Annotated in this window: 3 protein-coding genes; all 3 read left to right on the top strand. The window is 46.8% G+C overall.

Annotation, left to right across the window (positions count from 1 at the left end; genetic code table 11):
* The first annotated feature begins 7 nt into the window (after positions 1-7).
* The 3 genes from DBT50_RS06360 to DBT50_RS06350 all read left to right on the top strand — a co-directional run bounded on the left by DBT50_RS06360 (position 8) and on the right by DBT50_RS06350 (position 12,358).
* A complete protein-coding gene (locus DBT50_RS06360; RefSeq protein ID WP_111852330.1) occupies positions 8-1,222 on the top strand; it encodes a M20 family metallopeptidase in 1,215 nt (404 codons plus the stop codon).
* Between the two features lie 404 nt (positions 1,223-1,626).
* Positions 1,627-3,261 (top strand): accessory Sec-dependent serine-rich glycoprotein adhesin, encoded by a 1,635-nt coding sequence (locus DBT50_RS06355; protein WP_111853078.1) that lies wholly within the window; start codon positions 1,627-1,629, stop codon positions 3,259-3,261.
* On the top strand, positions 3,239-12,358 hold the full coding sequence (locus DBT50_RS06350; RefSeq protein ID WP_146742896.1) for a Rib/alpha-like domain-containing protein: 9,120 nt from the start codon (positions 3,239-3,241) through the stop codon (positions 12,356-12,358). Before DBT50_RS06355 ends, DBT50_RS06350 begins: the two co-directional genes overlap by 23 nt.
* Positions 12,359-12,410: the final 52 nt, after the last annotated feature.

The following is a 12,410-nucleotide window of genomic DNA, read 5'->3' as shown; positions in this document are numbered from 1 at the left end:
ATGTCAAATGACCACTACCGATAAAAAAGCCCTACAAGAAACCATTAAGAACTATGTCAAAGACAATTTAGCCACTTACCAAGACAACGCCCTAAAAATCCACGCCAATCCTGAAACCAGTAACCATGAATACTTTGCCCAAGAGGTTTTAACCAAGCAGTTGGAAAAGGAAGGCTTTACGGTGAAAAAAGACGTCGCTGGTCATCCCACTGGCTTCGATGCCCGCTATAAGAGCGACAAGGAAGGGCCGACTCTGGTTTACTTGGCTGAATTCGATGCCTTACCTGATATTGGCCATGGCTGTGGCCACAATCTCTTTGGTAATTATTCCAGCCTGGCCGCAGCGGCCTTGAAGCAGGTTGTTGATCAAGTCGGTGGTGAAATTCGGGTCTACGGGACGCCTGGTGAAGAAGGTGGGGAGAACGGCTCAGCCAAGGAAAGCTTTGTCCGCGAAGGCTTTTTGGATGATGTCGATGCGGCTCTCTGTGTGCATCCTGGTGGTGACACCAGTCCTAGTGGCCACTTATACGCTAATGATCCTGTCGATATTGAATTCTTTGGTAAGTCAGCGCATGCTACTGCTAACCCAGAGGACGGGATCTCAGCCTTGGAACCATTAATTCTGACCTTTAACGGGATCGATGCCTTACGTCTTCACCTCCATGATGATGTCAGCATCCACGGCGTGATTCTCGATGGCGGTAAGGCGGCTAATGTGATTCCGGATTATTGCCGGGGGCGTTTCTATATTCGTGCTTATAACCGCCATACGCTCGACCAGGTCAGAGAGAAAGTAAAAAGAATTGCTGAAGGAGCCGCCCATGCCACAGGTGCAGAGTTGAAGTTTGGCCTCTTCCAAAACAAGGTCGATGATATGATCATTACTCCCTCCTTTGATGAGATTTTCTTCAGTCATGCGGACGAAGTGGGCTTGGATTTAGATACGGTTAAGGAGCCAGATAGCCAAGCCCATGGGTCATCTGATGTAGGCAATATTTCTTATGTGGTACCTACAATCCAACCCTTCCTAGCCATTTCTGAAGAACCCGTACCCGGCCACTCAACAGAACTAGTGGCCGCAGCGAAGTCAGCCAAGGGGCTCGATTCCATCCGTATTGCTGCCACTTTACTGGCCTTAACCGGCTTGGATTTAATTCTCGATCCCGATAAATTAGCCCAAATTAAAGCTGACCACCAAGTAGCCCTAGCCAAGGGTAACTAGACAGGTCAGACTTTATAAATAGATTCAGTTAACACTAAATACACAACAACCTCCTAAGCTCTTATCTTAGTTAATCGCTAAGCTAGGAGCTTTTTTCTTGGAAAAAGGTAAAAATTTTTGTTTTAAAGTCGTCGTCAAACTCAGTTCTAAGAACCATTAAAGACCATTTCAGCTTGACCACAATTGGATAAATATATAAATAAATACAATTTTCTAAAATAATGTTCTTTTTTGCGAAAAAGAATACACTAAAGCGTATAAAATCTTAAATTTGCTTTATTTTTACAAAAAATATGAGATAATCCTAACTAAATAATGTACCTTGAGCCCTTATTGTCTCAGGTATTTTCTTATATTTTTAGTCTGATCTATGTCTTTTAATTGTTATTAAGAAGGAGTTGCATATGAGGAAATTTAGGCATGGGGATTATCTAGAAACTGAACGTAAGACACGAGTGAAGATGTACAAAGCCGGGAAGTCCTGGGTGAAATCATGTCTTTCACAATTTGGTTTACTGCGTTTCTTCGGAAAATCACCCGTAATTGAGCATATTGAATCCTCCCAAGTTGAAGAAAAGCCTTCAACAGATAAAAAGGAGTACCTATTTAAAGGACTGACTGCCTTAGGTGCCTTAGCCGGTGGTGCAGCCTTAACCACACCACAAGTGAATGCGGATGAACTACCTAAGGAAAAAGTTCTTGAAAAAGAAACCTTAGTTAATACCGATTCCGCCGCATTGAAGGCAGCCGAATCAACGACCGAAACGGTTCAAGCAAGTGAAGTCGCGGATGAAGCTTCAGAAAACATTGACCAAAGTGCCTCCGCATCAGTGAGTGCCAGTGAATCGGAATCACTTTCAATTAGTGAGTCTGAATCTCTTAGCGAATCCGAGTCATTGTTAGCCTCTGAATCAGCTTCTGTCTCAAGTTCTGAATCCGCTACGATTAGCGCATCAGAATCGGCTGCCACTAGTGAAAGTGATAGTGAATCTGAATCCAATTCTAGTGAAAGTTCAGAAAGCTTAGTTGATAAGGATGCTGGTGTTATTGAGGAAGCCTCCGCTTCACCAAGCCAAGAAGCTCCAGTAGCGGCTGATGAAAGAGAACAAGCTGTTGAAGATCGCCTGGCGGTTCAAAATGATGCTGGCTTAAGAAGTGCCTCTAGTCCAGAAAAACATTATGGAGTTAGCGGGGTAGAAATTCCTGAAGTGCCAGTCAACAATTTTGTGGCGAGAACTGCTAGTGATGCTACGGATCTGGCTGGAGCAGCGAGCTTAAATAATGGAAAAACCAAAGCTGAAGCAGAACGTCAAGCTAATGACTTACAAGCAGGCCTAGAGCGTTCAACCGCCCAGGAAGATGATCGCGGCCAAGCGGGTTACTATGCGGCTGTCAGCGATCTAGCGGGTAATAAGGCTCAAGTTAAGGAAGACTTAGAGAAAGCCTTAGCCGGCAAGGCAGGAGCAAGCAGCGACTTAGCAGCTTATAAGGCACAAATCGATGCGGCAAATACCATTGGAGAAATTTCTGCAGTGGTCCAAGAAGCTCAAGCTAAGTATCCTGCCGCTAATGTCGGGCCAGGAGAGGAAAGTGCTGAAAACAAAGCGCAGAAGGAAGCGGAACTGAACCGTGTGAAAGAATCCGCTAAAGCGAGCGCCAAGACCATCCTAGACGCACGGACCCAAGCCACTAATTCGCAAGCCACTAGCGCTGACCCAGCCCATGTGGCAGCTGTTCAAGCTAAGATCGATACTGCCCAATCCACAGCAGAGGTCGATAAGATTATTTCTGACCTCAACGATTCGACCACAGCAGATACGATCTTGACACCGAAGATCGACCAAGATGGCCGGAAATACTTTGAAGACGTGGATACGGGTAAGAAGTATTATCTGGAGCCTAACTGGGATGAAGATTCCATTAAGGGTCAAAATTCCATGCGTTGGGAATTGGAACCTGGACAACAATTAAGAGTCATCAATAACCCATCCGAACCTTTGTTTGAGTGTTCAGCAATTGAAATACAAGGGCTTCCATGAGACAGCTGATGGGGATCAAGTGATTGATATGATGTATACCCATACCCCGCGTTCAGCTTACGCTTGGAATCGACTTAACTTAAGGATTTCTGATGATCTTCAGAAACGGATCGACTGGACCAAGTCTTACTATGAAGACCGAAATGGCGAAGTTTACCGCTTCACTAATGGTAGCCAGGCTAATAATAAGATCTTAGTGATGAACAATATCGAGACAGGAACCGAGACCAAGCGTTCGCCTATCCGTCTCTACCTGCGGGACAATGTGACCCGAGAAGAGTTGGATAACATTGACACGACGATCCAGGCTCGGCTTCTCGATGCTAATGGGAATGTTTACACTAAATTTATGGGAGACACGGCCGATTCTAATATGAAATTGACCGGTTATGGGGCCTACACCCAGTCCGTGACTATTCCTAAGACAACTTCTACTAACCTGAAGACAGGACTCAATCCTTACCTGCAAGTTATATCTTCTGTCGACCAGGCCCCAGATTTTGTGTCTAGCCAAAATACGGTTTCTTACAATCCGTCTGAAAACAAGCTCTATGTGGCGAGTCAATTCCACAAGAAGGATACTAATAACCGAAATGAAAATCTCAACGGTCAATCCATTGCCTATCGTTTGGCTTTCGATAAGGAACTCTTAGATGTTCTCAAGGAAGACGAATTTGGCTATATTGGTTATGTTGAGCCTTCTATCACTTCAGGAATGAAGGGCGCCGTTAATCCAAATGATGTCCGCACAGGATTCACTCGACGCCAGGTCAATGTGGTTGGGGATATGGCCTATGTTATTTACGCACCTGAAGAATTCGAAACCAACGATGAAATCGGCCAGATTGTTTACACCAACAAGGGAACCCAAGGCTTTATCGATAATGTTTCGACTGAGCTATCAGGCCAACAATTTACCTTGACAACTTTGAATATCGATTCAGACAATCTGAAGAAACTTTACCCAACCATCAATAATCAACAGCCTGAAATGACTGCGATTTCAGTTCATACGGGCATGATCATTGAAAATGACCATGGGATTGACCGGGTGAAGATGACAACAAATCAGGATGTTGTAGCTAGACAAGGGGATAAAATTGAAATCCGCTTTGCTAGACCAACTAACCAGGGTGTCAAACGGTCAGACTTGGTCAATGGTGAGATCCTCTATTGGGCAGATTCTGCTTCTAAATTAGCCATGAAAGCTGGCGAAGCACCAATCATCGGTCACTTAGGGGTTTACCCAGCTTCCCGTGGTGCCAGAGGGTCCGATGCCCGCTACGACTTTGATGTCAATGCCAATAATACGGTTTATACCTATACCTTGCCTCACGACTTCAAGCTAGCCGCTGGATCCGATATTAGCCTCTATACCGGAGCAAATGGTAAATTAGTTGATAACAGCGGTGAAGTTTATATCAATGGTGTCAAGGTTGCTGAATTTGGTCAAGGTCAGGCTGAAACATCCTATGCCCCACGTTTAATCATCGGGACAGAAGTGAACTCTTCAGCCTTACTCGACAGAACCCAATACATGCCAGTCGTTAAGGATATGTATGACTTTGACAAGGTGATTACCGGCTATACCTATGTGCCTAACCAATTGGTGGAAATTTCCTACATTGATGCCAATTCAGGTCAGACCCGCTATGTTCGAACTATGTCAGGCAACACGGCAGAACCAGGCGCAACTTACACCGTTGAAGGCGGCAAGACTTATCCAGAAGCAGGCAAGGGCTTGTATAAGTTTGAATATGCCATTCCTGATACAGACCGGGTAGTCAAGGATTCACCAATTGTGGCAAGATCCTTTAACTACCAAACCGCTAAAGACGCCGAAGAAAGAGCGCTTTCTGAAGATGAGGAAGCCATCCAAACGTCTGTAGGTTCAGATGCGGTTATCGCCCGCGTGCTTATCCAGGTGACTTACGATCTCAACAATCCTAACGGGACCTCTGCTCGTCGCGTGATGACTTACGCTGCGCCAGTAGAAACGAATGATGCAGCTGGCAACACGACAGCCATTGAGAACTCCGATGTTCCTCGGAACGAAGACTTCTCCAATGAAGTGGGTTACACCAATAACGGTCTCGAAGGCAATATGGCCAATGATCCGACCTTGGAAGGTTACCGTTTCTTAGGTTGGAATACCGCCCAAGACGGCTCAGGTAACTACATTACGCCTGAAACCGCCTTCCAAAACTCAACCACTGTCTATGCCCAATGGCAAAAAGTTACTATGGCTGAGGAATTCGAGCCAGGCTATGACAATGTTTCCGTTGAAGAAGGTCAAGCTGACACCGTCGCTGCACCAACCTTCATCAAGAACGGCCAAGTGGCTCATCCAGAAGTTAGCCAATTCACGACAAGCGAAGCAGGCGTCACCGTCAACGCTGACGGCTCAATCACTATCCCTGCAAGCTTCACTGAAGGCAAGGCTGGCCAAACCGTTCAAATTCCAGTCACCATTACTTATGCGGATAACACAACAGATACCGTCGATGTCTATGTTGACATTACCCGCAAGCCTGAGAATGAACTCTATGATCCGACTGTAAACCCAGTTGAAAAAGACTACGGTCAATCGCCAACTGAAGATGAAATCAAGAAAGCCATAACTGTACCTGGTTACCAAGAAAATCCAGCTCATCCAGGTCAAACGCCAACTGTTACGATTGATAATCCAAATGCTTTACCAGACGGGAAGACCCCAGGTGTTCATGAAGTCCCTGTAACTGTGACTTATCCAGATGGGACAACAGATCCAGCGACTGTTACTGTAACGGTTAAGGAACAACCGGAAAAGGATAAGTACACGCCTGAAGTAACACCGATCAACAAAGACTATGGTCAAGAAACTACTGAAGATGAAATCAAGAATGCGGTAACTGTACCTAGTTACCAAGAAAACCCATCTTATCCAGGTCAAACGCCAACCGTAACAGTGGATGATCCAAATGCTTTACCAGATGGAAATACCCCAGGCGAACACAAGGTTCCAGTGACAGTAACTTATCCAGATGGCACACAAGACCAAACAGAAGTTACGGTAACGGTTAAACCACAGCCTGAAAAAGATAAGTATCAACCTGAAGTACAACCAGTTGAGAAAGACTACGGTCAGGCAACCACTGAAGATGAGATCAAGGGTGCGGTAACTGTACCTGGTTACCACGAAAATCCATCTTATCCAGGAAAAACACCAACCGTAACGATTGATGATCCAGCGACCTTACCAGACGGCAACACGCCAGGTGTTCATGAAGTTCCTATAACTGTGACTTATCCAGATGGGACGACAGATCCAGCGACTGTTACTGTAACTGTTAAGCCTCAACCGGAAAACGATAAGTACACACCTGAAGTAACTCCAATTGAAAAAGACTATGGTCAATCTCCAACGGAAGAAGAAATCAAGAATTCAGTAACGGTTCCAAACTATCCAACAACTGGAGAGAACGGTGAAGCTTTACCACAACCAACAGTAACTGTCGATAATCCAAATGCTTTACCAGATGGCAAGACCCCAGGTGTTCATGAGGTACCAGTTACTGTAGAGTATCCAGATGGCACAACAGATCCAGTGACCGTTAAGGTTGTTGTTAATAAATCGAATGAAGACACCTATCAACCAAGCTATCCTCAACCAACAGTTACAGCTGGTGAATCAACAGCTACTGAGTTAACGCCTAACTTTACTGCTAATGTGCCGAACGATCCAAATGATCCAACCGGTCCTTCTCATCAAGAGCAAGGGGTCACTCCGCCAGCAGGAACCAAATTTAGCATTAATGTAGGTACTGGTGGCACAGGTTTCAATACAGCAGATGGGGATAAAGCAACAATTGATCCAGATACTGGACTTATCAGCTTTACACCGGGGACCAACCATCCAACTGAGACACAGGTTAATATTCCGGTTAAGGTTACGTATCCAGATGGAACAGTTGATGAAGTTACAGCAACTGTAACGGTTAAGCCTCAACCAGAAAACGATAAGTACGATCCAAGTGTGGCTCCAGTTGAAAAAGAATATGGGGATCCAACAACTACAGCTGATATTGAAAAAGCAGTAACAGTTCCTGGCTACGAAGAGAATCCAGCCTATCCAGGTCAAACGCCAAACGTAACGGTGGATAATCCAAGTGCCTTACCAGATGGCAAGACTCCAGGAAACTATACTGTGCCAGTTACTGTGGAATATCCAGATGGGACTAAGGATCAAGCTGACGTTACTGTGACAGTTAAGATGAAGGATAAAGCCGTCTATGATACAGCATATCCTGCAGTAAATCATGCAGAATCTGGCCAAGGTTCGATCACGATCAAGCCAACCATTTTCACTGAAGCTGAAATTCAAGACCCTGCTTATCCAAACGACCCATTGAAGACAATCACTACTAAGAAGGCGATGTCCGATGTACCAACTGGAACAACATTCGCTTTCCAAGATCCGAACACAGCAGGTGTAACAACAACTGAAGTGACTTTGGATAATGGTGATACAGCTTCAATTAACCCAATAACTGGGGAAATTACTTATACGCCAGCTGCTGGGCATAAAGAAGATAGTGTTCAGAGTCTACCAGCTGTTGTTACAAATTATCCAACTGGTCAGGTAGACCATGATAATGTGACGGTAAACGTTGAAAAAGACAATGATTCATTATCTGAATCTACGCAGAATGCAGTGAGTGAATCAGCGCATAGCTTATCCGTAGCTATGTCCCAAGCAGCTTCAGCAAGCGCTTATAGCACATCAGCAGCTGCATCCGAATCCGCGCACAGTGCGTCTGTAGCCGCTAGTCAATCGGCTCACAGTGCATCAGTGGCAACTTCCGAGGCTGTAAGCCAAGTAGCAAGTACCTCAGCAGCTGCGTCTGAATCTGAGCACAGCTTGTCAGAGGCAATGTCCCAAGCGGCATCAGCAAGCGCCTATAGCACGTCAGTAGCTGCATCCGAATCTGCTCACAGTGCGTCTGTTGCTGCTAGTCAATCGGCTCATAGCGCATCAGTAGCAACTTCAGAAGCAGTGAGTCAAGTAGCAAGCACATCCGTAGCGATGTCTCAAGCAGCTTCAGAATCCGCACACAGTACATCTGTAGCCGCTAGTCAATCCGCACATAGCGCGTCAGTAGCGACTTCCGAAGCAGTGAGCCAAGTAGCAAGTACATCAGTAGCTGCGTCTGAATCAACTCATAGTGCGTCTGTAGCGGCATCAAACTCAGCCAATAGTTTATCTGAAGCGATGTCCCAAGCAGCTAGTGAGTCCGCTCATAGTGCATCCGTAGCTGCTAGTCAATCTGCCCATAGCGCATCTGTGGCGACTTCCGAAGCGGTAAGTCAAGTAGCAAGTACGTCTGTAGCTGCATCTGAATCCGCTCATAGCTTATCTGAAGCAATGTCTCTAGCGGCCTCAGCAAGTGCGTATAGCGCTTCCGCAGCAGCTTCAGAATCAGCTCACAGTGCGTCTGTAGCTGCATCGAATTCAGCTAATAGTTTATCTGAAGCGATGTCCCAAGCAGCTAGTGAGTCCGCTCATAGTGCATCCGAAGCTGCTAGTCAATCTGCCCATAGCGCTTCAGTAGCGACTTCCGAAGCATTGAGTCAGGTGGCAAGCACATCAGCAGCTGCATCCGAATCCACTCATAGCGCGTCTGTTGCTGCTAGTCAATCGGCTCATAGCGCATCAGTGGCTACTTCTGAAGCAGTGAGTCAAGCAGCAAGCACTTCCGAAGCAGCTCACGATGCATCAGTAGCTGCATCGAATTCAGCTAACAGTTTATCTGTAGCCATGTCACAAGCAGCCTCAACAAGTGCTTACAGTACATCAGTAGCGAACAGTGAGTCCGCGCACAGTGCATCGGTAGCCGCTAGTCAATCGGCACACAGTGCATCAGTAGCGACTTCAGAAGCAGTAAGCCAAGTGGCAAGCACATCACTAGCGATGTCCCAAGCAGCTAGCGAGTCCGCTCATAGTGCATCCGTAGCTGCTAGTCAATCGGCTCACAGCGCATCACTAGCAACCTCAGAAGCAGTGAGTCAAGTGGCAAGCACATCCGTAGCGATGTCCCAAGCAGCTAGCGAGTCTGCTCATAGTGCGTCCGTAGCAGCTAGTCAATCGGCTCATAGCGCTTCGGTAGCAACTTCAGAAGCAGTGAGCCAAGCAGCAAGCACGTCAGTAGCTGCATCTGAATCCGCTCATAGCTTATCTGAAGCAATGTCACAAGCGGCCTCAGCAAGTGCCTACAGTGCCTCAGTAGCAGCTAGTCAATCGGCTCATAGTGCATCCGTAGCAACCTCAGAAGCAGTAAGCCAAGTGACAAGCACATCAGTAGCCATGTCACAAGCCGCCAGTGAATCAGCGCACAGTACATCCGTAGCAGCTAGTCAATCTGCCTATAGCGCATCAGTAGCGACTTCCGAAGCAGCTAGCGAATCAGCGCATAGTTTATCTGTTGCCATGTCCCAAGCGGCTTCAGCAAGTGCCTATAGCACGTCAGTAGCGAACAGCGAATCCGCTCACAGTGCGTCCGTAGCAGCGAGTCAATCGGCACACAGCGCATCAGTAGCGACTTCAGAAGCAGTCAGCCAAGTAGCAAGTACTTCAGTAGCTGCGTCTGAATCTGCACATAGTGCGTCTGTTGCGGCGAGTCAATCGGCTCATAGCGCATCAGTGGCAACATCAGAAGCAGTAAGCCAGGTGGCAAGCACTTCAGTCGCCATGTCCCAAGCAGCTTCGGCAAGTGCCTACAGCACGTCAGTAGCGCACAGCCAGTCTGCACATAGCGCATCCGTAGCAACTTCCGAAGCAGTAAGTCAAGCAGCAAGCACTTCCGAAGCAGCTCACGATGCATCAGTAGCTGCGTCTGAATCTGCCCACAGTGCATCAGTAGCCGCTAGTCAATCTGCCCACAGCGCATCAGTAGCAACTTCAGAAGCAGTGAGCCAAGCAGTAAGCACGTCAGTAGCTGCATCTGAATCCGCTCATAGCTTATCTGAAGCAATGTCTCAAGCGGCCTCAGCAAGCGCCTACAGTACATCCGTAGCGAATAGTCAGTCTGCTTATAGTGCTTCAACAGCAGCTAGCGAATCCGCACACAGTGCCTCGGTGGCGACTTCAGAAGCAGTAAGCCAAGTGACAAGCACGTCAGTAGCCATGTCACAAGCCGCCAGTGAATCAGCGCACAGTACATCCGTAGTGGCTAGTCAATCTGCCCATAGCGCATCAGTAGCGACTTCAGAAGCAGTAAGTCAAGTTGCAAGCACATCCGTAGCGATGTCCCAAGCAGCTTCAGCCAGTGCCTACAGTACATCCGTAGCGAACAGCGAATCTGCCCATAGCGCATCTGTAGCGGCTAGTCAATCAGCTCACAGCGCTTCAATAGCAACCTCAGAAGCAGTGAGTCAAGCGGCAAGCACATCGGTAGCCATGTCACAAGCTGCTAGCGAATCGGCGAATAGTTTATCTGTTGCAATGTCCCAAGCAGCAAGTGAATCTGCTCATAGTGCGTCCGTAGCAGCCAGCGAATCCGCTCATAGTGCATCAGTAGCAATCTCAGAAGCAGTGAGTCAAGTAGCAAGCACATCTGTAGCAATGTCGCAAGCAGCTTCCGAATCCGCACATAGCGCGTCAGTAGCGACCTCTGAAGCAGTGAGTCAGGTAGCAAGTACCTCATTAGCGATGTCTCAAGCAGCAAGCGAGTCCGCTCATAGTGCGTCTGTAGCTGCATCAAACTCAGCTAATAGTTTATCAGTAGCTATGTCCCAAGCGGCGTCAGCAAGCGCCTACAGTACATCCGTAGCGAATAGCCAGTCTGCTTATAGTGCTTCAACAGTAGCTTCCGAATCCGCTCACAGTGCATCCGTAGCAGCTAGTCAATCGGCTCACAGCGCATCGGTGGCAACATCAGAAGCAGTAAGCCAAGTGACAAGCACGTCAGTAGCAATGTCACAAGCAGCGTCAGCAAGTGCCTACAGTACATCAGTAGCAAATAGCCAATCTGCTTATAGTGCTTCAACAGCAGCTTCAGAATCTGCCCACAGCGCATCCGTAGCAACTTCCGAAGCGATAAGCCAAGTGGCAAGCACATCTGTAGCAACTTCACAAGCGGCAAGTGAATTGGCACATAGCACATCCCAAGTTGCTAGTCAATCAGCACATAGTCTCTCTGAAGCCATGTCACAAGCAGCATCGGCAAGTGCCTACAGCACTTCTGTAGCGCACAGCGAATCGACTCACAGTTTATCTGTGGCCATGTCTGAAATAATTAGTGAACATGTTTCCCTATCTGAACTTGATTCTAGATCTGATTCACAATTTGCATCACAACTGGCCTCAACCAGTATTGAGCAATCTGCTACGATCTCTGAGCAAAATTCTGTAATTGCTAGTCTCTTATCAGAAACTCAGAGCCAAGCACCAACTTCTGAAGTTGATTCTAGTTCTGAAGTTCACTCGCATGGGCCAGGATGGATTGAGTCAGAACTACCAGAGTTTGATATTGAGAGCTTCTCTGCCTCATTATCTGCTTCTGAAAGCGAATCACTAGAAGCTTCGATTAGTGCTTCTCAAAGTGAATCTGCATCAATAAGTCTGAGCCAAGCTGTCTCAACATCAGAATCTATCTCGCTGTCAGAATCTGCTTCAATCAGCGCTAGTCAGTCAGCTTCACAAGCTCTAGTAGCACCAGATTCAGGAAGTGATTCTTACACTGGATCAGAGACCTCGACAGTATCAGAAGCGACTTCATCCGAAGTTGCTTCAACAAGTGATGAATCCTCTGAATCAGCTGGTGTAATAGCACCTACAATAATTGATTCAAGCCATAGTGGATCAGCAATTGATCATGTAGATTCCGCTTCAGCGTCAAGCTCTGATTCTCAATCTGATCAAACTTCATTAATCGCTAATGATGAAAGAAGACCAGATAGACAGACCGCTGTTGCAGAACCATCAGCTCACCGTCAACAATTGGTAGCAACTAACCAAGTCCTACCTAAGACGGGTGCTGTGTCCCCATTATTAACTCCAGGACTGCTCTTTGTTTTCGCAGGTCTTGGTATTGTTTCAAAAAAACGCAAAGAAAAATAATACAGCCAAGCAATTTCTTGCCTAAAGGATGAAAGAATTGCTAAGCTAACAG

Source organism: Aerococcus tenax (assembly GCF_003286645.3).
In the GTDB taxonomy this organism is placed as follows: domain Bacteria; phylum Bacillota; class Bacilli; order Lactobacillales; family Aerococcaceae; genus Aerococcus; species Aerococcus tenax.
The sequence above is the reverse complement of the archived record's forward strand: the minus strand, read 5'-3'. Positions and strand labels throughout refer to the sequence as shown.

Excerpts from the sequence above, each read along its gene's own strand:
- DBT50_RS06360 (WP_111852330.1), top strand. The coding sequence starts at position 8 with ATGACCACTACCGATAAAAAAGCCCTACAAGAAACCATTAAGAACTAT.
- DBT50_RS06355 (WP_111853078.1), top strand. The coding sequence starts at position 1,627 with ATGAGGAAATTTAGGCATGGGGATTATCTAGAAACTGAACGTAAGACA.